Source organism: Flavobacterium sp. GL_143 (assembly GCF_057834355.1).
Genome location: NZ_CM174401.1, coordinates 4688360 through 4713998, shown reverse-complemented (window position 1 = coordinate 4713998; position 25639 = coordinate 4688360). Strand labels below are relative to the sequence as shown.

Here is a 25639-nt window from a genome sequence, read left to right as displayed (position 1 = left end):
CAAAGAATTACAATATAAAAATATGAAGAATATAAAATTACTAATATTGCTTTTGGGTTTTCTGCCATTAGTAGGAGGAGCTCAAGTACTTGATTTTACGACAGTGAGTACACCAGCCTTTTGTGTAAACGATGGTTCGATTACAGTAACGGCGACTAATGCAGTTGGAAGAGTACAATATGAACTGGTAGATTATAAAGTAACCCGATCAGTAATTGGTACTCCCCAAGATGATCCTGTTTTTTTAAATTTGGCACCAGGTACTTATACTGTAGGAGTATATGATGACAACAATGCATCGACTCCAATAATCAAAGAGGTTATTGTACCAGATTATGGATCAGGAAGGACATTAACAATAAATAATATTTATTCTAACCGATTGGCTTATTGTGCTACGGATACAAATCCTGGGTCAAGATTAACAGTTGTTCCCAATGGAGGTGCTGTTCCTTATACAATAACAATATTAGATACTAATGATGTAATAGTAAGAGAAGAAATTTCATATAGTAGTTATAATTTTCAAGGTATGCCTGCTGGCACTTATAAAATAAGAGTAAAAGACAATTGCGGGACAATTGTAAACAGTAATAGTCCTTATGTTATTGCCCCAAATATTGTTTATAATTTTACTGTTACTACGCCTACCTACTGGTATTGGGACAATAATGTTAAAGTTGCTCATGGTGGTGCAGGAACAATATGTGACCCTGTTACTGATGCTTATTATGATTTTAGTTATTCTGGTGGGATTCCTGTAATTACAGGTAATGATGTGTTTCCTATTTCGCAAGCACCAGGAATGACAAGAATGTATGCTGTAGAATATGATGGTGTAAAAACGCCTTATATGACTTATAATGAGCTTATAGCTTATAAGCAACCTTTGCCATTGGATATAAATGCGTGGAAACCTATGACTTTGTGGGTTTCTATTTGCGGAATAGAAAAATCGACTATTTATAACCTGCCATCTCGTAAAAATGAATTTTTGCCTAAGCTTATCGCAAATGCGGGATTAACATTTTACTTAGCCGATGATAAAGCAAGTACGCTTTGTACCCCAACAGGTTTAGTCACATTATCAAGATTATCATTACTTTCGGGTTTTTGTGATCCACTTACTTTAACCATTACTGAAAAAAATGGAGTAGTACCTCCAAAACAATACACTATAACGGCAGCAAACCAAAATGATTTTGAAGCACAGTTAGCGATAGGAAATACTTATACTTTTAAACTTACAGATATTAATGGAAGTGAATTAAACAGACTTTCTTTTGTAAACGTAACAAGAGGGCAATGGATAAACATGAATTCAAGAACAGAAGTGTTTATAGATCCAGCTAATTTTCGTTACTATAATCAAGATGAATTACCGCTTGAATTGGCTAGTATGGCCGATTTTAAAAACTTTGGTAAGAGTCAGCTTGGTATTAAATTAGATTATTATATGCCAATGCCTTATACTATAGCAGTTACAGGGCCCAATGGCTTTTATCTAGAGAAAACGGTTAACACGATGAGCTATAGTGGTACATTGATTAGCGATAATCTGGAAGTGGGCAATTATTCTGTTCATATTACTTCGGCAACAGGATGTTATGACAGGACTTTTACAACAACGTTAGATAGAGTAATAGATAGTATTTCGGTTACTTCAACCATTACACCAGATCCTGTATCTTGTGATCGTTATATAAAAACATTTAATTATAAAATTAGTAATCAGGGATTATTAAGACCTTATCCCAGTACGAGTTTTGAATCTATGTTCAATGTTCCCCAAATAGGTTTTAAAGTAATTGATGGTCCAGCAGGTTATACTGAAACTAATGCAATAGTAGATAGTAGTTATAGTTGGCCAATGTCTTTTCGCGAAACTGTAACAGCAGCTTTTCGAGGCGATATTACAGGACTTTATAAAATAAACCTGGTCGATTATTATACTCCAACAAATGTGTATGGAGGACCTTGGGAACTTGATGTAAAATCAGAATTTCCTGTGTTTGACATGAATGGATCAGGAGGAGTAATTTGTACTGGATTTACAACGGGGACACTAAGTGTTGTGGTGAAAAATGCAACATCGCCAATGTATTATTTAAAAAAGACAACCGATACCAATTATCCAGCAACAGGACAAAGCTCACCAGATTTCCCTAATCTTACCGCAGGTGATTATATGGTAAAAGTAGAAACAGCTTGTTATCCAACAGCATTGGAAGCTTCTTTTAAAATGGATTATGTTAGTAATTTAGGGCATGTTATTACGGGAACCAATGTTTTATGTGATACAGATACATTGAATTTATCTGTTAAATCAATAGGTCCGATAACTAGTACCGAATGGAGGCTGCCAGATGGAACTACTCAAACTTCTAATACTTTGGTACTTGATAATCCTCAATCTGGAGAATATACGGTAAATATTATTACTCGTTCTGGATGTATTGTAACAGATACGGTAGAGGTAAAAATAAACAGGAGAGCCACTGCAGCCGATATTACTGGAGCTTCTAATTCAACAATCTGTGAGGGAACTGGAGTTGATATGCTTTTATTCTCCAGTATTACTAATCCAATATTTACTTGGTATAGTGATGCTGCCTTGACAGATGTAATTGCGACAGGCGAAAATTATGGTGCAATGCCAACTGTAACAACTTCATATTATGTAACCGTACGAGGAGATAATGTTTGTGAAAATTTACCAGGCACAGCCAAAGAGATAGTTATAACAGTGAAGCCAACACCAGCAATACCAACGGGAGATGCCGTACAGGAGTTTTGTACAGTCACTACAGTAGGTAACATTGTAACTAATGAAACTGGGGTTGTTTGGTACACAGCAGCAACAGGAGGTACTGCAATACCTAATAATACATCTTTAATAAATGGAAGAACATATTATGGGGAGCTACAATCGGGTATTTGTGCTAGTCTTTCTCGATTAGCTGTAACAGTTACAATAAATCGATTAGCAGTTGCTGCTGATATTAGTATTCTTGACCAGACGATATGCCCGGGTATAGGTATTACGTTGCCACCTTACACAACAATAAGCAATCCTATTTTTACTTGGTATGATGATGAAGCGCTAACAAACCCAATAGGTACCTCGCCAATATGGTTAGAACCTCTTGTAACAACAACTTATTATATAACCGTAAAAGGAGATGGTGTTTGTGAAAATTTGCCGGGTACAGCTAAACCGTTTACAATTATTGTAAATCCACATCCTGATACGCCTATTGGAGATACCAATCAATCCTTTTGTGAAGCAGCTACAGTTGCCGATTTAGTAGTATCGGGGATTAATGTTGAATGGTATGATAGTCCAGAGTTTGGTAGGTTTGTTACGCCGAATACTCCTTTGGTTAATGGAACAACTTATTACGCAGCTTCACATGTTTACCCACTTTGTGAAAGCGAAATTCGTCTTGCAGTAACGGCAACAATTTATCCTGCTTTGGTTGTAACGCCACCAGTTCCACAAATATCAGGCAACCAATGTATTTTTCCTGATATTAATTTTGATAGTAATGATCCCGGGACTTTATATGTTTGGAGTGTTGATGATTGGAGTATAGGTTTAGAAGATAATTGGATTTCAAGCCCTAATATACCCTCTTTTAAAGCAATTAATAGTGGAACAAAGCCCGTAACAGCAACAGTAACGGTCCATCCAATTGGGACTGTTTGCGGAACGGGGTCTTTTACATTTACCATTACTGTAAATCCAGATATAATCTTGACTAAACCAACTGATAAAGAGGTTTGTACCAATAATATAGTTTCAGAAATTGTTTTTGATAGTAATATAACAGGAACTACTTATGGTTGGACAAATGATAATCCTAGAATTGGTTTAGCTGCTGTTGGTACAGGAAATATACCTGCTTTTACAGCGATTAATACTAGTGATTCTACAGAAATTGCTACAATTACAGTAATACCTACAGCTGCTGGCTGCACAGGTATTCCAGTTGTATTTACTATTAAGGTAAATCCTGAAGGAGTAATAGATAAAATTGAAAACCAGAAAATTTGTGTAGGAGAAACAGCAGTATTAACAGCAAGTAGTTCTACAGTTATCAATCCAGTATTTACTTGGTATAGAGATGCAGCTTTGACAGATGTTTTAGGCGTTGGAGTTAGTTTTACTACACCTGTATTAACAGCTGATAAAATTTATTATGTAACAGTTAAAGGTGATAATGCATGTGAAGCGAATACAGGTATGGCAGTGATGGTAACTGTTAACGAAACAGTACCTCCAACTGGAGATGTTACTCAGGAATTTTGTTTAGCATTTAATGCTACAGTTTCAGATTTAGTTACTAATGAAAACAATGTCATTTGGTATGATGCTCCAATTGCAGGGAATATAATTCCGACAGGAACAGCATTAATAAATGGAACTATTTATTACGGATCCTTAACCGTTGGAACGTGTGAAAGTGCCACACGTTTAGCCGTAACGGCAATAATTAATGATGCAAGAACACCAACAGGAGATGCTACACAAGAATTCTGTTTAAATGAAAAAGCTACAGTTGGCGATTTGGTTACTAATGAAAGCAATGTTATTTGGTATGATGCTCCAATTGCAGGAAATATAATTTCGACTAAAAGAGCATTAAATCATGGAGCAATTTATTATGGTTCGTTAAGAGTTGGAGCTTGTGAAAACGTAGTGCGTTTAGCTGTAACAGCTATTATTAAAACCGATTTACCAGGAGAAACCATTGGTTGGAATACTACAGCATGTATTGGCGATGAGGTAACCTACAAAACAACAGTTGCGATGTCCGATTATAATTGGATTGTTACAGGAGGTGTAATTAAAGCAGGAGGACAATTAAATGATGATTTCGTGACTGTTACATGGACAGCTGCAGGAAATGGTTCAATCGGAGTAGAGTTTATCAATGTTTCTAATTGTAACCCGATTGTTACGATACATTTTCCAGTAACAATAGCAGTTTGTTCAGATATAGCAATAGGAAAAGTGGTAAACAATCCAACACCAACAATTGGAGAAAACGTAATATTTACAATAACAACAACCAATATTGGAACAGGTGATTTTAAAAACGTAAGCATCGACGAAATGTTACCATCGGGGTATAGTTACGTAATGGCAACAACTACTTCAGGCAATTATAATAGTGTCAATGGTGTTTGGAATCTTCCAGTTTTAGCTGCGGGAACAACCGAAATATTAACGCTAACAGCAAAAGTACTGGAAACAGGAGATTATCTTAATGTAGCCTATTTAAAGGATTCAACACCTACAGATCCTAATCCAGATAATAACCGTGCAGAAGCAGCAGTTGTTCCTACAGGTGTAGTGATTTATAATGCAGTTTCTGCCAATGGAGATGGGTTAAATGATTATTTTAAAATAGAAGGGCTGCAGCATTATCCGGACAATACCGTAGAGATTTATAATCGCTGGGGAGTAAAGATTTATGAAGCTAATGGATACGGATTAAACAATAATGTATTCCGTGGTATATCTGAAGGAAGATCAACGGTTAAAAATGGAGATATCGTACCAGCTGGAACGTATTTTTATATTCTGCGTTATAAAACAAATACAGAATCAAGAATTGAAAAAAGCGGGTATTTATATATTAATTAAGCCCAGCAATAAGATTAGATTACAAAACAAAAATTGTTCAATAAATGATTTTGGACAGTTTTTGTTTCTCAATTTGTATTGATAAGTAAGGATACAAATCAATACTATAAGAATATAATAACAGTTTTGGGTTTTGCTCAGAGCTAAATTATTAGGAAACGATGAAGAAAAAAAGAGGATTGGTATATGATAGTCAGAAATGCTTTTCGAGATTCTTAAAATATGAATTCAAAGAACATTTTGCATTCGATGTATATAAAAATTTTAAAAACTTCGATGGAGAAGTAGAAGAATATGCCGTAATGTTATTTGTGGTTTATTCGGATAAAGAGTTAATAGATTTAATGCAAATACATAGAAGAGGAGTTCCATTGATAGTTTCGACCCTAAATGAAGAAATGAAATCAAAACTTGAAAAAATAGAGGATATACTATTATTTGATCCAACCAAAGTTAAATCAGAAATGAGAGCTGAATTAAAGTTCTATCTAAATATAGTTGCATAAAAGGGGTTATAATAAAGTAAAAAACAAGTATGCCGTTACTCTTTGATAAAGTTAAATACAGAAATACTAATTTATATAAAATAAAGCTTGATAAGCTAAAAGCTATATACCTATTTATAGATAAGTTTTTATCTAAAAGAATCCCCAAAGCAATTGCTTTAAGAAAACAAAAAGCAAAATTTAAACTATCAGAAGAGCATTTTCAATTTGCATTAGAAGCGTCCTCCATAGGAGTTTGGGACTGGGATATAAGAACAAATACCGTTTTTTATTCGTCGCAATCAATGAAAATACTCGACTTAAAATTGACAGATACTTTTGATAATTCACAACGTTGGGATAAAATAGTCCATCCAGATGATTTAGAAAAATATTATGCAACCATTCAAAAACACTTTGATAAGAAAATACCCTTTTACGAAAATTACCATCGAATAATAACTTCAGATGGAGAGTATAAATGGATTCTGGACAAAGGTAAAGTTATAGAACGGGATATAAACGGGAGACCATTAAGAGTTATAGGAACTCATATTGATATCTCTTCCCAAAAAGAGAAAGAATTAGAATTAAAAAATAAGATAGAATTATACCGCAAGCAAAAACATCGTTTGTTGAATTTTTCATATATAGTTTCACATAATTTAAACACCCATATAAGTAATATTAAATTGCTTTTGGATATTAATGAATTAAAAGGAAATAAAAACGATATCGAAACTTTAATGAATCTGCGAACAGTTTCTAATGACTTAAACGACACATTAACCGATTTGTCTCAGATAGTTAATATTCAGAATAACCTAAACATAGTGGTTAAGCCATTAGATATAAATTTTTATTTCATGAAAGTTTTGTCTTTAATTAATGGATACAATCATAAAAACAAAGTAGCTATAGAAAACAATATTCCCGTAGGAACTGTTGTTAATTTTAATCCAGCCTATTTAGAAAGTGTGTTGTTGAATTTTTTTACAAATGCAATTAGATATGCACACCCCAATCGTTTTCCGATAATTAAATTAAACTTCTTTATAGAAAACGAAAAAAAAACGCTGACCATAGCCGATAACGGTTTAGGAATTGATCTGGATAAATATGGAGATTTATTATTTGGAATGTATAAAACATTTCATAGACATAAAGACGGACAAGGATTAGGTTTATATATTGCAAAAAATCAAATCGAAGCCATGAAAGGGCAAGTAAGTGTAAGTAGTAAAGTAGGTGAAGGAGCAACTTTTAAAATTGTATTTAATGATTGATTCTTCAGAGATAAAAATATAAATGTAGTAAGATGAGTATTATTATAAAACCAATAGTAGATCACGAAAAATATATGGTCAATGAACATTTAGTCTATAGAGACAGGCTCTGGAACTGGTCCTGCAAAGATGATTTGTCAAACAAAGAACTCCAAGCTTTTAAACTCTATGAAAAATTGATTATAAAGAATTCAAGAATAAAAAAACATATTAAAGCAGTATATAACATCAATAATGTAAAAAACAGGTTCTAATTGAACAGTTTGATACTAATTCAAACAAACTTTTTTAAATGAATGAATTAGTAAAAATTGGTAACAGAAAATTAACCGCAAAGACCACAATCCCGACGTTCAATGTTATTAAGTTAAGGGAAAATAGAGAAAAATGATTGATGATTTTTGATTAACGTCCCGAAGCGTCGGGATTGATTTCAGATGAATGAAACCTAAGAAAAATCGACAATCTTACTATTTACAAACACCATACCTTCAATCTGAAATTTCTTAACTTAATGACATTGAGTGTCAGGACGAGAGAAAATCCGTGTTTGTCTGTGTTTTCGCTTTAGCGAATCTGTGTCATCCGCGTTCCCTTATAGACAATCTTTGTCGAGAATACAATTAACCATAATTGGCTAAAAAAGAGCTTAACTTAATAACATTGAACGTCGGGATATGCAAAGGTCACAAAGTTTATAATTAGTAAAAATTAGTGGCTAACTTCTTTTTAGTTGTTTAAAAATGTAATAATTCTATTTTCAATTGCAGGTTCAGTATCAGAATGCCCCGCATTTTCAATATATAAAACAGAATTATTTAATTTTTCATGTAGTTCCTGAGCATATTCAATTGGGCAAATTACATCGTTTTCTCCGTGAATTATAGTTATTGGTATACTATCTAGTTTATCCACATTTTTAGTAATATAGCCTTCTTCGATAAAACAACTATTACCAAGATAGTGTGCTTCTAATATTGAAAGAGAATGATAAGGAATTTGTTTTACAATAGCATCGATTTCCTTATCTGATAATTCTTGTTTAAAAATAGATATTTCGTAGAATGCCCATTCGTAACAATAGAATTCTTTGTTTTCGGCTGTTCCGTTTAACATCTGTGATAGATAATATTCAGATATTTTTTGTCTAGAGTTTACGGTGACATTATTTTCAAACCGATTCCATTCTTTTGGGTACTTATCTTTGATACCGCCATTAGTAAAATGGTCAATTGATTTTTTATCCCCCAGAAAAACAGCTCTAAGCAATAGACTTTTAGTTTTTTCAGAATTCTTAATGGCATATACAAGACTTAAAGTTGTTCCCCATGAACCTCCAAAAATGTTGATTTTATCAATATTCAGATGATTTAAAAGTGTATTGATATCATCAACTAAATGTTGAGTGTTATTTTCTTCTATACAGCCAAAAGGTTCACTTTTAGAAGAGCCCCTTTGGTCAAAAAAAATCACTTTATGTTTTTTAAAATCAAAAAAGCGCTTGTCATTTTCAGAAAATCCTGCACCAGGCCCTCCGTGAACAAATAAGTATGGATCTCCATTTATATTTCCGCAAACCTCATAATATATTTTATGAAGTTTACTGACCTCAAGAAAACCTTTTTCGATAATGTAGTTTTGTTCCAATAGATTTCTATTTAAGAATCAATTGCATGAAAACTAAATCCAGCCAATGGTCGAATTTATATCCAACTTCACGAATAGTTCCAGTTGCTACAAATCCGAATTTCTCATGAAAAGTAATACTTCCTGCATTGTCGGCATCAATTGCACCAATCATAACGTGATATCCTTGTTCCTTGGCAAGCCGAATTAATTCAGTCAATAATTTAGAACCAATACCTTTGCCAATAGTGTTTTCTGTAACGTACACAGAATGCTCTACGGTGTATTGATAGCCAATTTTTTCTCTAAACGGACCATAACTACCAAAACCAATAACTTCACCGTCTAGCTCGGCTACAATAACAGGCAGGTTCTTGGCATTTTTATCCTCAAACCATTTTTGCTGAACATCAATAGTCTGAATTTCGTAGCTATAATTAGCCGTAGTATGTAAAATAGAATAGTTAACAATATCAAGAATTTTTTCTAAATCCTGAGAAGTGGCTTGTCGAAGTGTAACAGACATATTGAGTTGTATTATTTGTAGTTTTATTTAAGTTCTGCAAGTAAAGCATCGGCATCTTTAGAGTCCCAATCCATTTCCTTGCAAATAGCTTTTGCTTTCTTAGCATATACCAAAGCCGATTTTTTGTCTTTAATTTTAATATAAAGGCGGGATAACAGTAAATTACCATCATAAGAATCATTTAGTTCTAACGAACGTTTTACCCATTCTATAGATTTTTTAAGACTTTCTATATCTGTAATGTTTTTTAAGTATACTTCACCGATTTCTTTTAAGATACTTGGAGTATTCCATACATATTTTTGAGTTCCATCTAAAGTTGTTTTCTTATAATATCCCCAATTAGTACTTCTTTCTGCAATAGTTAAATCATAAGAAAAAATAAGAGAATCAGTTTTTTGAAGCTTAATCGTCTTAGCAATTTCCCTTTGTTTGTAGTAATTAATAGTATCCAGACTTTCGGTATAAGGACGAAGCAATTCGGTAACGATATTAACTATTTTTTTCTCTACACGATCAGCAGAAGCAACAGTTCCGAACTCTTTTTGGTGTTGCAATACATATTGAAATTCATGTGACTTGATATCACTCACACCATTGGCAATAATGCGCCAGTTCATTTCGGTAAGCAATTGAGCGTCTGATTGTGTGGCAAGATAAGTATGAGTAGCTTTAGATAAATCGACTCTTTCACGGCCTTTTCTTAACGTATTTAAATAAGCCAAACATTTATTAGCATTACTTGGATCAGCCATAAAAACAGACTCCAAATAAGGCAATTGCATTTTTGGATTTAAAGCATTTTTAATTTCGTTTAAAAATTCAGCAGTTTTTATTTCACCTTTCAAATTATATAGAACAGTTTCATTAGCATCAACAATCAAAAAGCTAGGCAATGATTTAGTGTCAAATTTGGTTTTTAGAGCAAGACCTTCCTCTTTTTCGATATCTTTCCAAACACAAATATAATTCTCCTTTAAAAAAGCCATTACAGTAGCATCCTGAAAAGTACTATTCTTCATGGCATTACAATGTGGGCACCAATTAGCATAAAGCATAATAAAAACAGGTTTATTTTCTTGTTTGGCCTTTACCAATGCATCTTTATAAGTAATATCATCATGAACAAATTGTTTTTGAGCATTTCCGGTATGAATAAAAAGGATAAGTAAGGATAGATAAATAAAACGCATGATTCTACTGTTTTTAGTAAAGATAATAGTTACAAATATATTTCCTTTTTCTATAATTAGATGGTAATATATTGTTATTTATACCCTAAATCATTTCTGAACTTACTAACTTTGTACTTTATAATTTCCAAGAAAATGATTTACCCCAAAATACCTCTGGCTCAGAGTATCATTCAGATTTGTTTAGAAAAAGGAATCACCAACATAATTATATCTCCAGGATCACGAAATGCACCTTTAACCATAGGATTTGTTAGTAATCCGGCTTTTCAGTGCTATAGTATAGCCGACGAAAGGTGTGCTGCATTTTTTGCATTAGGAATTGCACAACAAACCGGGCAACCAACAGCCTTAGTATGTACTTCGGGTTCAGCATTATTAAATTATTATCCCGCTTTTGCAGAAGCGTTTTATAGCCAGATTCCACTTATTGTAATCTCAGCAGACCGTCCGCAAAGCAAGATAGATATTGGCGATGGGCAAACCATTCGTCAGGAAAATGTGTATATAAATCATTCTATATACAACGCTAATTTACACGAAGATGTTTCGCTCGAAAACGATAAGAAAATAAACGAAGCAATAGATACAGCCAGAGCTCAAAAAGGGCCAGTACATATTAATGCACCTTTTGAAGAGCCATTGTATGAAACCGTTTCAGAACTTGCCGTAAAACCAATAATAAACACTTACGTAAAAGAAAACCAGCCAGAAACAATCGGAGATTTAGCCGATATGATTGCTGCTTGGAACAAATCGGCTCGTAAGATGGTTCTTGTGGGAGTAAATGAGCCAGACACTATTAATAAAGATATAATCGAAGGATTGGCAAATGATAAATCAGTAGTAGTTTTAACCGAAACAACGTCTAATTTACATCATCCGAGTTTTATCAATAGCATCGATACCTTAATTACCCCATTTACAGCCACTGATTTTGAAGATTTTCAGCCTGAAATTCTGGTAACTTTTGGAGGAATGATCGTTTCTAAACGTATAAAGGCGTTTTTAAGAAAGTACAAACCAAAACAACATTGGCATATAGATACATTAAGAGCTTATGATACATTTGGAGCTTTATCAAAGCATATAAAAACAAACCCAAATGATTTCTTTCAAGTCTTTTTATCAGAAACAAAATCTATAGAGAGCGATTACTTCTTAAGAATTAATAAAATAAATGATTTAAGAAAAGTAAGAGCAAAGGAATATTTAAGTAAAATTCCGTTTTCGGACTTTAAAGTATTCGAAAAAGTAATAGAATCATTGCCTAAGGATGGTCAGTTACAAATAAGCAACAGTTCAGCCATTCGATATGCACAATTAATAGACATCGATTCATCTATTAGTGTATTCTGTAATCGTGGTACAAGTGGTATCGATGGTAGTACATCGACAGCCATAGGAGCAGCGGTTGGCAATTCTAAACCAGTAGTTTTTATTACAGGAGATATTAGTTTCTTGTACGATAGTAACGCTTTATGGAACAGTTATATCCCTAATAATTTTAAGATTATAATCATAAATAATGGAGGAGGAGGAATCTTCCGTATTTTGCCAGGACATCAGGAACAACCAGTGTTTAATACCTTTTTTGAAACATCACATCATTTAACCGCCGAGCATTTGGCAGTAATGTTTAAGATGAATTACATAAAAGCAGACAATGAAAGTTCGTTACAATCAGGACTAGAAACACTGTATAATGTAAATGAGGCACCAGCTATTTTAGAAATCTTTACACCAACAGTCGAAAACGATAAAATATTACTTCAGTTTTTTAAAGAGTTATTGTAAGTTTAATTTTCATAAAAATTACTTAAAATAAAGTCTTGTATAGAATAAATGCTTAAATTTGAGAATATAAACTAGTATTAATCAAATATTAAAATTTTATTTATGAGCGCAAGAGACGAATTAATTGTAAAGTATGCTGCTGACTTAAAAGATAAATGCGGCGTAACTCCGAATATGGATTTATTGACAAAAGTAACCATCGGTTGTGGGCCGTCAATATATAACGCAGATGCAGCTACAGTTGCAGGAACTCAAAAATCGGAATTAGATACTGTAAAGAATAATTTTTTAATCAAAAAATTAGGCTTGCCAGATGGTCCCGCTTTAGATGCAGGAATTGATGCAGTATTAGAAAAATACGGGCGCTCAAACAAACATAAATACAGAGCAGTAGTATACTACTTATTAACGCTACACTTTAAAAAAGAAAGTGTTTATAAATAGTATTTAAACTTCCAAATATAGAAAGCGCCTTAATGGCGCTTTTTTTAATAGAATAATTTTTATGCTTCTCATTTTCAAACTTCGTACCTTTGCGACTTAGAAACTTGCTTAAATAGCAATACAGAACTTTAAAGAAGATGATTGAAATAGGAAAATACAACACCCTAACTATATTACGTGATACCAAAGTAGGATTGTTTTTGGGTAACCCCGAGAAAGATCCAGAAGGAATCCACGACATACTATTACCAAACAAATATGTTCCAAACGAATTTGAAATAGGCGAAGAACTTATCGTTTTTGTTTATTTAGATCACGAAGAACGTCCAGTTGCAACAACCCTAGAACCATATATTTTGTTGAATGAGTTTGCTCTTTTACGAGTAAATTACATTAACCAGATAGGTGCTTTTATGGATTGGGGAATGGAAAAAGATATTCTTGTTCCGTTTAAAGAACAAGCGCGTCCTATGGAAAAAGGAAAGCGTTATTTGGTTTATTTATACATGGACGAAAAAACCAATCGTTTGGTAGCTTCAAGTAAAACAAACCAATTCTTAAGTAATGATAACCTAACGGTAGAAAAAGGCGAAGAAGTAGATTTAATCGTTTCGCATATTACCGAGATAGGAATCAATGTAATTATTAATGAAAAACATAAAGGATTATTATACAAAGATGAGGTTTATGATGATGCCATTCGTACGGGAGACCGTATGCGAGGATATATCAAGACTGTACGTCCTGATAATAAAATAGATGTTTCATTACAAGTGCAGGGATACCAAAGTATCGAACCAAATGCCGAGAAAATAATGGACGAATTAAGAGCAAGTCGTGGTTTTTTAAGACTTACAGACAACTCACATCCAGAAGACATTAAAACGGTGCTTAAAATGAGTAAGAAAACATTTAAGAAAGCGATTGGAGCTCTATACAGAGAGAAACTAATCGAGATAAAAGAAGATGGTATTTACTTGGTAAAAGAGTAATACTAAGCTACTACAACAAAAAAGGCTAATCATTACGATTAGCCTTTTTCTTTTTATTCTAGTTTTATAAAAAAATTGTAATTAAAAAAAAACAAAAATAAAAATAAATCTACTTTCATCACGAAAAGTGAATAGAATCACATCTTATATAATACTGTACTTAATCTTGTTGCGTGTGACTTACTACTTCTTCAGATGGGTTTGTCTTGAATGGGATAACAATTTCTTACATGCTGAAATTGATTTCACGGCAGAACCTTTGGTTTATTTTTAATATTTTTAAAGATGATTAAACAATAATAAGTACCCATTTGTAGAGTAGTTTAATATATCTTTCTTGTTAACCGTAGGTGTTACTATCTCTTTTTTGCAATTTCGACAAATGCTAATCTCATTTGCTCTTTGTCTAAAGGTTTTAAATTTAAAACCATAGAAAAATGAGCGACAAATTTTTTAAATTTTCTCAAAAAATCATTTTTTAGGTTAATAAATCAGTGAAAGAAAATCAATCTTAAATGTGTACGAAAAATAAATGTATCACATTGATTAATAGAGGGTAAAGATAAATATAAAAAACAGAATACACTATAAAATGATTGCAGTTTTTAATTGAAAAACAATATTTAACATTTGATCAGATTTTTTTTAGAATAGACTTCATGATGATTGTATAGTCTAAAGTGTAAAAAATGATTTATTTTTACACTATAATTAATTAAAAATACATCTAATGGATTGGATTACTGCCAGAGAATTTGAAGATATAACCTATAAAAAATGTAATGGAGTTGCAAGAATAGCATTTAACAGACCTAATGTACGCAACGCTTTCCGCCCAAAAACAACATCCGAATTATACCAGGCATTTTACGATGCACAAGAAGATACCTCGATAGGAGTAGTTTTATTATCTGCCGAAGGACCTTCGACCAAAGACGGAGTATATTCTTTTTGTAGTGGTGGAGACCAAAACGCAAGAGGACATCAAGGATATGTTGGAGAAGATGGACAACATCGTTTAAATATTCTAGAAGTACAACGATTAATTCGTTTTATGCCAAAAGTAGTCATAGCCGTAGTTCCAGGTTGGGCAGTAGGTGGCGGACATAGTTTACATGTAGTTTGCGATATGACATTAGCGAGTAAAGAACACGCTATTTTTAAGCAAACAGATGCCGATGTAACTAGTTTTGATGGCGGATATGGATCAGCTTACCTTGCCAAAATGGTAGGACAGAAAAAAGCACGTGAAATTTTCTTCTTAGGACGCAATTATTCAGCTCAGGAAGCAATGGATATGGGAATGGTAAACGCCGTTATTCCTCATGATGAACTAGAAGACACTGCTTACGAATGGGCGCAAGAGATATTACAAAAATCGCCTACATCTATAAAAATGCTAAAATTTGCTATGAACCTTACAGATGATGGTATGGTAGGGCAACAGGTTTTTGCTGGAGAAGCAACCCGTTTAGCGTATATGACCGAAGAGGCCAAAGAAGGAAGAAATGCCTTTTTAGAAAAAAGAAAGCCTAATTTTGGCGAAAATAAATGGTTGCCATAAACTAGTTTGCAGTATCGGTTTTCAGTTTCAGTTTTAACTGAAATACAGTGACTGAGACTGAAAACTTTTTTTATAACAAACTTTAAATTAAATAAAACATAAGAATGAAACATTGGATTGAAGCCGCTAGATTAAGAACATTACCCTTATCAGTTTCTGGGATTATCGTCGGTAGTATGTATGCTTTGGCAAATCCCACAGAAAACGTTTATACGCCTACAGAAGTTTTTAATTGGAAAATTTTTGGTTTTGCACTTTTAACAACGCTAGGATTGCAGGTATTATCCAATTTTGCCAACGATTATGGCGATGGAGTAAAAGGAACCGATAACGAAGACAGAATAGGGCCAAAACGTGCTATACAAAGCGGAGTAATAACGCCACAAGCCATGAAAAAGGCTATAATAATTACTTCGTTGTTAACTTTATTATCAGCAGTTACATTGATTTATTTTGCCTTTGGCGAGACAAATTTTGTGTATTCAATCTTTTTCTTACTATTAGGGATTGCAGCAATTGTTTCGGCAATACGTTATACAGTAGGAAACTCAGCTTATGGATATAAAGGCTTTGGAGATATATTTGTATTCGTATTCTTTGGTTTAGTAAGTACATTAGGCGTTAACTTTTTATACTCAAAAGAAATAGATCCACTTTTAATCCTGCCAGCAGTAGCGATAGGATTATTAAGCGTAGGAGTTTTAAACCTAAACAACATGCGTGACGAAGCCTCAGATAGAAAATCGGGCAAAAACACAATTGTAGTAAAAATGGGCGGACAAGCTGCAAAAAAATACCATTACTTCTTAATTATAACAGCAATGATTTCAGTAGTTGCATTTGCTATTTTAAGCGATTATAACTTTGATCAATACTTGTTTTTATTGGCTTACATACCATTAACCAAACATTTAATTGTTGTTTATAAAAACCAAGAACCTAAATTACTAGACCCAGAATTAAAAAGAGTAGCACTTAGCACATTTTTGCTTTCAGTATTATTGACTTTGTGCATGATATCATTAATTTCAGACATTATTGTAAACCTCTTCTTAGGAGGAAGATAATTTATTAAACTTTAAAATTGTATCAATATGAAAATTACATTTTACGGTCATGCATCATTAGGAATCGAAGTAGGAGGAAAGCACATTCTGGTAGATCCTTTTATCTCAGGTAATCCATTGGCATCACATATCGATATTAACACATTAAGAGCCGATTATATCTTGCTAACGCATGCGCATGGGGATCATATTCTGGATGCCGAAGCAATTGCAAAACGTACCGAAGCAGTAATCGTGTCTAATGCCGAAATTGCGAGTTATTTTGCCCAAAGAGAGCTAAAAGCACACCCAATGAATCACGGAGGCAGCTGGCAATTTGACTTCGGAAAAGTAAAATATGTAAATGCCATACATTCAAGTTCATTTCCCGATGGTAGCTACGGAGGGAATCCAGGAGGATTTGTAATCGAAGGTGAACACAAAAATATCTATATCGCAGGAGATACAGCACTTACGATGGATATGAAATTAATCCCGATGCGTACCAAGCTAGATTTAGCGATTTTGCCAATCGGAAATAACTTTACAATGGATGTAGAAGATGCCATTATAGCATCAGATTTTATCGAATGTGATAAAATTCTAGGGTATCATTATGATACCTTCGGATATATCAAAATCAATCATGACGAAGCAATACGTAAGTTTTTTGATAAAGGAAAAGACCTAATGCTTATAGAAATTGGAGAATCTATTGAATTGTAAATAGCGTTATTCTAAGAGAAATTGAAGAATTAGGAGCTATTTCCCGCCATACGCTTTATCTTTTCCTGTCCGCCGCGGCGGACAGGAAAAGGATATCGCTGCTGTCAGGGCTAAAAAAAAACACACATCCAGTCAAGAAAATGAAATCTAAAAAACTGATTTTAGTACTTTTATTAAGTTCGTTTTATTCAGCTTTTGCACAAAAAGAAGGATATTGGGACAAAGAACGATCCACTACAAAAGAAATAATCGTTTCAGCCCGCGACAGAATCATCATTCCAACCGAAGATTTACCATTAGGAACCACCGAAGTGATATATAGAATCACTCTGCTGGACGAAAACCAACAATTGGCAAGTAGCTTAGTCTCGGTATTAAAATCGATTCCAGACCCATCAGGAATTAGTCAGGGATCAGCCGGAGCAGTATTCCTAATGTCAAAAATATCAGGAGATGATAAGTGTAAATATGCCTTGTTTACCGATCAGGCAATTGCCAAAAGTTATGTACAAACAGGAAAAACCGATAAAGCCTGTTATGCACAAGAAGAACCAGTAAGCAAAGACGCAAAACGATTATCATTAGATAAAACCAGCTGTTTGCAACCAAATGTAAATACAATTTGGTTTGGATTCGAAAGCAAGAATTGGCTTTTAAAACAAAAAATAGTGCTAGAAGTAGTGCCGTGGGTTGATGTAAAGCTAAGCCGTGGTTGGAATCAGGAGAATAAAAAAGAAATTATCAGCCAATGTAAGACCTCAAATCTGGCACAGAAAATGGCAAGTTCTGATGAATTTTGCGTTTGTATCCTCGAAAAAATCCAAAAGCAATACCGTTACACAGAGTTTGATAAACTATTGGCAATGGAAAAAATCAAAGCCTATAAAGATTATGGGAACACCTGTTATAACGATACTAGTATCTCTAAAAACATTTATAGCGATTTAAGAAATCAGGCTTCTAAATTAATTAAAAGTCAGAAATATGGTGAAGCGATAACATTGTTAAACACTGTAATTGCTGACAAAAAGGCTACAGCACTAGATTATAGCGCTATTGGATATTGTTATATAATAACCAAGCAATACGAGAAAGCGATTAAGTTTTTAAAAGAAGGAGAAAAACTAGATGAAACAGAGTTGCAATTAAAACTCAACCTAGCTCATGCTTATTTGGTAAGCGACGATTATAAAGACGCCAAAGCCATTTATAAAAAATACCAAACACAAAACGTTACTGATAGTTTAAGCTGGATTCAAAAAGTAAAACTTGATTTAGCAGCTTTTAAGAAAGCAAATTTACCTTCAGCAAACTTCGATAGAGTTTTAGACCTTTTTAATTAATAATTAATCCTATAAGTGATGCAAGCAAATATAAATTGTATTTTCTAAATGCTTTATTATATGAACTTATATCACTTATATGTTTAAAAAAAGTAAATCACATTGAAAGCCACTTACCACAAATATATTCTCAATTTTAAGCGCCCATCGGGAACTTCCAGAGGCGTAATGAACGAAAAAGAAACTTGGTTCATTGTTATTGAAGAAAATAATAAAAAGGGAATAGGCGAGTGCGGAATCCTCAGAGGACTAAGCGCAGACGATCGAGACGACTACGAAGAGAAATTGCAATGGAGTTGCGATAACATACATCTTGGCGAAAAAGTCCTTTGGGAAGCCTTATTAGAGTTCCCTTCAATACAATTTGGTATAGAAATGGCTTTCCGTTCATTGCACAGTAAAACGCCCTTTTTACTCTTTCCTTCACCTTTTACTACGGGAGAGAAATCTATTGCAATAAATGGGTTAGTCTGGATGGGAGAACCAGAGTTTATGAAACAGCAAATAGAAGAGAAGCTAGCCACAGGTTTTCGTTGTATAAAACTTAAAATTGGCGCTATCGATTTTGATAAAGAGTTGGAATTACTGGGTTTTATCCGCAGCCACTTTAGCCCGGAAGAAATAGAAATACGAGTAGATGCCAATGGAGCTTTTAGTTTAGATACAGCTTTAAATAAGCTAATTCAGCTTAATGCATATAAGTTGCATAGTATCGAACAGCCAATAAAACCAGGCAATACACAGGTTATGGCTAGTTTATGTGAGACAACACCTTTTCCTATAGCACTAGATGAAGAATTGATTGGAGTGTTTACATTACAGGAAAAAGAAAAATTACTGCAAAATATAAAACCACAGTATATTATTTTAAAACCAAGCTTTATAGGCGGTTTTCGAGGGACTCAGGAATGGATTGCATTGGCAGAGAAATATAATATCGGTTGGTGGATAACATCGGCTCTGGAAAGCAATATAGGTCTTAATGCAATTGCACAATGGACATTTTTGCAAAATAATACTATGCCGCAAGGTTTAGGAACGGGAGCATTATACACGAACAATTTCGATTGTCCGTTAGAAGTTACACAAGGACAATTATGGTATAACCCAGATTTAAACTGGGAAATAGATATTGATAAGTTTTAATCTAGAAGAAAAGGACAACGCTTTTATCTTTGTCAAAGTTCAAAACTTGGACAAAGATTCTCACCAATAGGTTGTCTATAAAATTAGAAATAAAAAAAACTGGCATAAAGCCAGTTTTTAAATTTTAGAGAATAAAAATTATTCTTTTCCGCCATCTAAGACATCTTGCCAATCTTTTAATTCTTTCCATTTTCCTTCATAAGCCAACTTAGCTTGTCTTGCCCAAGTTCCAGGATTATGAATCGCATAGTTTTCACCAGCATTATCTAGAATAGTTTGAGATTTTTCTGTTGGTGTTTCCGATAAAGCCAACCAGGTTTTGATTCCAGCCTGATGATACAGCTCTTCGATTTTAGGACCAATTCCTTCGATTATCTTCAAATCATCTTTCTTTATTTTTTTGCCAAATACTGTTGCTGCCAATGCAGCATCAAAAGCAATTTCTGGAATTGTAGTTTTACCCACAAATGATTGTGCAGATGCCGAAGCATTATTTAATTTAGCTGCTAAATCTGCTTCAAGCGAAGATATTTTGGCATTTAAGTTCTTAGTATTAGCTCTGCAAGCGTCTAAATCAGCTTGTAAAGAAAGCAAATCAGAATCGTTTCCTTTCGAAGCCATTTTTCCTATCAAGTAACCTAAAATTCCACAGATTAACCCAACTAAAGCTGGTATTAAGATACAAGGTATATTCATAATATTATTTTTTTGGATTAATTATTTTATTGTAACTACAGTTCTACGATTATTTGCTTTACCGTCGGCGGTTGTATTATCTCCTACAGGTTCATCTGGACCTTTTGATTGAGTTTCGATTTTACTACCATCAATGCCATTTTTAGACAAATAGTTTTTAGTAAAGTCAGCACGTTTTTGGCTTAACACAACATTCGATTCACGGTTTCCAACATTATCAGAATGTCCAACAACCAATAATGCGCCATCATTTACATGAAGAATGTAATACGAGATGTCTTTAATTTTCTGACGATCGGCAGCATTTAGATTATTATTGGATTTATTGGTATTAAAATGAAGAACCAAAGGATCAGCATTTATTTTGGTTTTTAAAGCAGCAAAATCTTCACCATCTGTTTTTGTTGCAACCGAATCCGTCGAAGTATTAATTTCGAAAGAAACTGGACCTAATAGCGTATCTCCACTTGTTTTCCAGCTATCGATTATTTCGCCATTAGTATTAAACTTTCCAGCCGATAGTCCTTTTGATACAAAATAATTTTTAACATCATTTGCCCTTGCAATACCAAGATTAGGGTACGTTGTGGTGTTCTTTTCATCGGTAGTCGCATATCCAGTTATTGTAACCTTTTGCTCTGGATTGGCATCTAAGAAAGTTTTCAGTTTTTCAATACCAATATTAACAGAGTCTTTAACTGGCATAATCACCGAAGCACTATTCTTCAGGAACTTCAGATTGTCGCTACTGCGGTAGTCAATACCGGTACCATTAATTACAAAAGGAACAATCTCCGTGACCGTTTCTTTAATAACAACTACTTTTTCGATATCGTCTGCGGGTTCTTTCGTACAGCAATTGCAGCAAAATTTCAGATACAGGAATGTACCTAAGATAATTGTGACTACAATGCCTAAGAGATAAAGTGTTTTTTTAGACATAATTTTTATGAGTTAAAATTCTCTCAAATTTAACAAAAAAATAAATGCAAAACGTTACTAATCAGTTATTTTAATATTATTGTTAAAAAAAGCTGTTTTTTATGTTTAAGAATTTACTTACTTTTTAAAATTAACAATTAATTTGAATAATTGTAAGGAGAAAATCTTAATTCGCCAATTAATTAAAATGAGTAACTTGCTAACTGAATTTAGTTATGGATATGATGGTCGAAATAGAAAGAAAATTTTTAGTTAAAACAACCGATTTTAAAGAACAGGCTTTCGCCAAAAATCGAATTGCTCAGGGATATTTAAGCTCCGAACCAGAGCGAACAGTACGTATACGTATAAAAGGCACGAAAGGGTTTATTACTATAAAAGGAATAGGAAGTGATAGTGGAATGTCACGATTTGAGTGGGAAAATGAAATTCCGCTGGACGAAGCACAAGAATTATTGAAATTGTGCGAGAAAGGTAAAATTGAGAAAACACGATTCGAAATAAAATCAGGAAACCATGTTTTTGAAGTAGATGAGTTTTATGGAGAAAATGAAGGATTGATAATTGCCGAAATCGAGCTTGAATCAGAAACAGACACGTTTGATAAGCCTGATTGGTTAGGAGAAGAAGTAACCAGTGATCCAAGATATTATAATTCTTATTTAAGCAAGCATCCGTTCTCAGAATGGAATAAAGAATAATGTTTATGACAATTGAAGAATATGATTTGATTATAGTAGGAGGAGGACCAATAGGTTTAGCCTGCGCAATCGAAGCACAAAAGAAAAATTTAAAGTATTTAATTATAGAAAAAGGAGCAATTGTAAACAGTATTTTTAATTATCCGCTGTATATGACGTTTTTTTCTACAGCCGAAAGACTAGAAATAGGAGATATACCTTTTAATTGCCTGGCTCCCAAACCAGGCCGACAAGAAGCATTGGAGTATTATCGCAATATTCACCGTTATTTTGACTTCTCCATTCATTTATTCGAAAATGTGACCCAAGTTATCAAGCAAGAAAATTCGCTTTTTAAAATAACCACAAATAAGACATTGTATGAAGCCAAGAATGTAATTATTGCAACTGGCTTTTATGATATTCCGATTTATATGAATGTAAAAGGCGAGGAGTTGCCACAAGTGCGCCATTATTATAAAGAGGCACATGAATATGCTTTTAGGAATGTTCTTGTTGTAGGCGCAAATAATTCATCTGTAGATGCAGCCTTAGAATGTTGGCGAAAAGGAGCTAATGTTACGATGGTAATTCGCAAAAGCGAAATTAACAATCGTGTAAAATATTGGGTTAAACCAGATATCGAGAATAGAATAGCCGAAGGAAGTATAAAAGCTTATTTTGAATCTAATATTACCGAAATCAGAGAGAATGAAGTTGAAATTGATACTCCAAACGGAAAAGTGACTATCGAAAATGATTTTGTTTTGGCACTTACTGGTTATAAGCCAGATTTAACGTTTCTGGAAAAAATGGGAATTCAATTATCTGATGATGAAAGAAAAGTACCAACATACAATCCTGAGACAATGGAAACCAATGTTGCAGGATTGTTTTTGGCAGGTGTTGTGTGTGGCGGAATGGAAACTCATAAATGGTTTATTGAGAATTCCCGTGTTCATGCCAATATGATTGTAGATTGTATTACTTCGAAATAGAAAAATATTGCCATGATCCGAGCGCAATGTTATTAAGTTAAGCTTTTTGGGCTATAATTTTACTCGCAAAGCCGCAAAAGCGCAAAGTTTACACATTCTTTCTTTGCGTTTTTGCGACTTTTCGGGAGATTTAATTTGACAAAGCATTATAAATATTCCCTTTTATTTAATGAAATTGCGCTCGGATCGTGGCAAAAAATAGCTAAGAACTACAAGAAAGCATAGAACAGCCTACTTTGTCTCTCGCCCAATCTGGACGTTTGGCAAACCATTTTTCGTATTCTGGTTGTTCATCGTAAGGATTTTTAAGTAATAAATGTAATTCCTCTATTAGAGAATAATTACCTTCATCGGCAGCATCAATACTTAGTTGCGCCATGTAGTTACGCAATACATATTTAGGATTTACTTTGTTTTGGTTTGCAGCACGTTCTTCGTCGGATATTTTTTCAGTATTTAAACGCGTTAAATACACCGAGAACCATTCTAGCCAAGTATTTAAAATCGTGTCTTTAATTTCTTCTGGTTTATAAAAAGCATCCTGAATGCAAGCAAATGCTTCTTCTGCAGATTGTTCTTTTTTGATTTTATTTAAATTTCTGAAAAAGATAGTCATATCTGTTTCAGATAATTGCAAGTTAGTTTCTAAATCTAAGATGATTTTGTTATCAATTTCTTTTGATGTATAAATTCCTAATTTGCTTAACATCATTTCTTTATATTCTTCATCAAATGAATCAGAGAATGATTCTAATATACTCTCTAAACCTTCGGCTTCATTGATTAATGGGTATAATGCATTTGCTAATTGAAATAAATTCCATTTAGCAACATTAGCCTGATTGCCAAAACGGTACCTTTTATGTTGATTATCGGTAGTATTTGGTGTCCAATTCGGATCATAATCTTCTAACCAACCATAAGGTCCAAAATCTATTGTTAAGCCGTGAATCGACATATTATCGGTATTCATAACCCCGTGTACAAAACCTACACGTTGCCAATCGAGAATCATCTTACGGGTTTTATCGGCTACAGCCTTAAAAAACTGGATATAAGATTTCTTAGGATCTTCCTCGGTTATCTCAGGATAATAATACTTGATCGTATAATCGGTAAGAGATTTAAGATTTTTAAGCTCATTACGTGCCGTTAGCATCTCAAAACTTCCAAAACGAATAAATGACGGTGCTACACGACATACAATTGCCCCTTTTTCATAAGCAGGATTACCATCATATAGTTTATCACGCAATACTTCGTCACCAGATAACATTAAAGCAAGGGAACGAGTGGTAGGAACTCCTAGATAAAACATGGCTTCGCTACATAAATGTTCTCGTATAGAGGAACGTAAAACTGCTAAACCATCGGCAGTTCTCGAATAAGGTGTTTTCCCTGCTCCTTTAAGCTGTAAAGTGTAAAACTGGTCATTGTGTTCAACCTCGGTTAAATTAATCGCTCTGCCGTCTCCTAATTGTCCCGCCCAATTCCCGAATTGATGCCCTGCATAACACATGGCGTATGGATGCGTGGTTGGTAAAACTTCTTTACCCGAAAAAACATTCAGAAATGATTCCGATTGAATGTCTTTTGGCGAAAGCCCAATTAATTCAGCCACAGCTTCAGAAGCGTGAATTAATTTAGGTTCAGCAGGAATTCGTGGGTTAACATAAGAGAAACAAGTATTTAAAACCTGCCTTATTTCGTTAGTACTTAGTGGATCTTCGGGTAGTTCGGCTGTAAACCGATTATGTATATTTAATTTTTTCATTTTATTTAATTTCAATAAAAGTAATACGTGCTTGTTTATGCGAGTTTATCGGCATACATTTTTCTTAATTTTTGCACTTTAGGGTCGATTACCATTCGGCAATAACCAGCTTCCTGATTATTGTTGTAATAATTTTGGTGATCTTCCTCAGCTTCATAAAACACTTCAAAAGGTTTTAATTCGGTTACGATTGGATCAGCATAAAGAGGTTTTACAGCTTCAAATACCTGTTCTGCAATTGCTTTTTGTTCCTCATTATGGTATAAAATAATAGAGCGGTATTGTGTCCCTCTGTCAGCTCCTTGTTGGTTTAATGTCGTTGGGTCATGACTCGTCATAAAAATGGCAATTAAGTCATGGTATGAAATGATTTCTGGATCGAAAGTTACCTGAATAACTTCGGCATGACCTGTTCTCCCAGTACAAACCTCGCGATAAGCAGGGTTTTTGATATGACCATCGGCATAGCCCGATTTTATTGATATTATCCCCTTTAGGCGTTGAATAACTGCTTCGATACACCAGAAACAGCCCCCTCCAAAAGTAGCTATAGATAAGTTTTTCATAATATATAATTTAAATAATTATTGTTCTTTGTTGATAATGAGTAACATATTTAAAATAGATACTCAAATTTAATTCTAATTTGTTGGTTTTGCTAAAAAGAAACCTGTTTAAGAGGTGTTTATTTAAAAATAACAGAAATTGTAGTACAGTTTTCA

General features: G+C 33.6%; 20 protein-coding genes. 13 read left to right on the top strand and 7 right to left on the bottom strand.

Features of this window, described 5'->3' with window-relative positions:
- Positions 1-22 precede the first annotated feature (22 nt).
- The 3 genes from AC3IPI_RS19785 (at position 23) to AC3IPI_RS19775 (ending at position 7424) form a co-directional block, all read left to right on the top strand.
- Positions 23-5653, top strand: coding sequence for an Ig-like domain-containing protein (locus AC3IPI_RS19785; protein WP_489155152.1), 5631 nt, complete (start codon positions 23-25; stop codon positions 5651-5653).
- Between the two features lie 161 nt (positions 5654-5814).
- Positions 5815-6159, top strand: coding sequence for a hypothetical protein (locus AC3IPI_RS19780; protein ID WP_039114244.1), 345 nt, complete (start codon positions 5815-5817; stop codon positions 6157-6159).
- A 29-nt stretch (positions 6160-6188) separates the two neighbouring features.
- Positions 6189-7424 carry a sensor histidine kinase gene (locus AC3IPI_RS19775; RefSeq protein WP_323489399.1) on the top strand — a complete coding sequence of 412 codons (1236 nt, stop codon included), beginning with the start codon at positions 6189-6191 and terminating at the stop codon, positions 7422-7424.
- Between the two features lie 729 nt (positions 7425-8153).
- Here the strand turns inward: AC3IPI_RS19775 and pip are convergent.
- Genes pip through AC3IPI_RS19760 form a run of 3 tightly spaced genes read right to left on the bottom strand, consistent with a single transcriptional unit; the run spans position 8154 to position 10769 of the window.
- On the bottom strand, positions 8154-9071 hold the full coding sequence (gene pip / locus AC3IPI_RS19770) for a prolyl aminopeptidase (protein WP_489155149.1): 918 nt from the start codon (positions 9069-9071) through the stop codon (positions 8154-8156).
- 7 nt (positions 9072-9078) lie between these two features.
- Positions 9079-9576 (bottom strand): GNAT family N-acetyltransferase, encoded by a 498-nt coding sequence (locus tag AC3IPI_RS19765; protein WP_489155147.1) that lies wholly within the window; start codon positions 9574-9576, stop codon positions 9079-9081.
- Between the two features lie 23 nt (positions 9577-9599).
- Complete coding sequence (locus AC3IPI_RS19760; protein WP_489155145.1) at positions 9600-10769, bottom strand: thioredoxin family protein; 1170 nt, start codon at positions 10767-10769, stop codon at positions 9600-9602.
- Positions 10770-10904: 135 nt separating this feature from the next.
- Between AC3IPI_RS19760 and menD the strand changes: the two genes are divergently transcribed.
- From menD to AC3IPI_RS19720, 8 genes are all read left to right on the top strand, one after another.
- Positions 10905-12566: a 2-succinyl-5-enolpyruvyl-6-hydroxy-3-cyclohexene-1-carboxylic-acid synthase gene (gene menD, locus AC3IPI_RS19755; protein WP_489155143.1), complete on the top strand. Its 1662-nt coding sequence runs from the start codon at positions 10905-10907 to the stop codon at positions 12564-12566.
- 102 nt (positions 12567-12668) lie between these two features.
- Positions 12669-13010, top strand: a complete 342-nt coding sequence (locus tag AC3IPI_RS19750) for a DUF2853 family protein (protein WP_039114238.1) — start codon at positions 12669-12671, stop codon at positions 13008-13010.
- A 137-nt stretch (positions 13011-13147) separates the two neighbouring features.
- Positions 13148-14002, top strand: coding sequence for a CvfB family protein (locus AC3IPI_RS19745; RefSeq protein ID WP_489155140.1), 855 nt, complete (start codon positions 13148-13150; stop codon positions 14000-14002).
- A 730-nt stretch (positions 14003-14732) separates the two neighbouring features.
- On the top strand, positions 14733-15566 hold the full coding sequence (locus AC3IPI_RS19740) for a 1,4-dihydroxy-2-naphthoyl-CoA synthase (protein ID WP_035681238.1): 834 nt from the start codon (positions 14733-14735) through the stop codon (positions 15564-15566).
- A gap of 104 nt (positions 15567-15670) precedes the next feature.
- Positions 15671-16633 (top strand): 1,4-dihydroxy-2-naphthoate octaprenyltransferase, encoded by a 963-nt coding sequence (menA, locus tag AC3IPI_RS19735; protein WP_039114236.1) that lies wholly within the window; start codon positions 15671-15673, stop codon positions 16631-16633.
- 27 nt (positions 16634-16660) lie between these two features.
- A complete protein-coding gene (locus tag AC3IPI_RS19730; protein WP_489155137.1) occupies positions 16661-17338 on the top strand; it encodes a metal-dependent hydrolase in 678 nt (225 codons plus the stop codon).
- A 140-nt stretch (positions 17339-17478) separates the two neighbouring features.
- Positions 17479-18681: a tetratricopeptide repeat protein gene (locus AC3IPI_RS19725; protein WP_489155135.1), complete on the top strand. Its 1203-nt coding sequence runs from the start codon at positions 17479-17481 to the stop codon at positions 18679-18681.
- A gap of 102 nt (positions 18682-18783) precedes the next feature.
- Positions 18784-19827 (top strand): o-succinylbenzoate synthase, encoded by a 1044-nt coding sequence (locus tag AC3IPI_RS19720; RefSeq protein ID WP_489155133.1) that lies wholly within the window; start codon positions 18784-18786, stop codon positions 19825-19827.
- A gap of 138 nt (positions 19828-19965) precedes the next feature.
- Here the strand turns inward: AC3IPI_RS19720 and AC3IPI_RS19715 are convergent, their stop codons facing one another.
- Positions 19966-20523 carry a hypothetical protein gene (locus AC3IPI_RS19715; protein WP_086894502.1) on the bottom strand — a complete coding sequence of 186 codons (558 nt, stop codon included), beginning with the start codon at positions 20521-20523 and terminating at the stop codon, positions 19966-19968.
- A 21-nt stretch (positions 20524-20544) separates the two neighbouring features.
- Positions 20545-21465 carry an OmpA family protein gene (locus AC3IPI_RS19710; protein ID WP_039120079.1) on the bottom strand — a complete coding sequence of 307 codons (921 nt, stop codon included), beginning with the start codon at positions 21463-21465 and terminating at the stop codon, positions 20545-20547.
- Between the two features lie 224 nt (positions 21466-21689).
- Here AC3IPI_RS19710 and AC3IPI_RS19705 point away from each other — a divergent pair, with 224 nt between their 5' ends.
- On the top strand, positions 21690-22166 hold the full coding sequence (locus AC3IPI_RS19705) for a CYTH domain-containing protein (RefSeq protein ID WP_207621522.1): 477 nt from the start codon (positions 21690-21692) through the stop codon (positions 22164-22166).
- Positions 22167-22171: 5 nt separating this feature from the next.
- Entirely contained in the window at positions 22172-23143 is a 972-nt protein-coding gene (locus AC3IPI_RS19700; RefSeq protein WP_489155130.1) for a YpdA family putative bacillithiol disulfide reductase, read from the top strand.
- A gap of 202 nt (positions 23144-23345) precedes the next feature.
- Here AC3IPI_RS19700 and AC3IPI_RS19695 read toward each other — a convergent pair whose 3' ends face one another.
- The gene (locus AC3IPI_RS19695; protein WP_489155128.1) at positions 23346-24917 is read right to left on the bottom strand and encodes a protein adenylyltransferase SelO; all 1572 of its coding nucleotides are present in this window, start codon (positions 24915-24917) and stop codon (positions 23346-23348) included.
- Positions 24918-24952: 35 nt separating this feature from the next.
- Positions 24953-25483: a peptide-methionine (S)-S-oxide reductase MsrA gene (gene msrA / locus AC3IPI_RS19690; protein ID WP_409416787.1), complete on the bottom strand. Its 531-nt coding sequence runs from the start codon at positions 25481-25483 to the stop codon at positions 24953-24955.
- Positions 25484-25639: the final 156 nt, after the last annotated feature.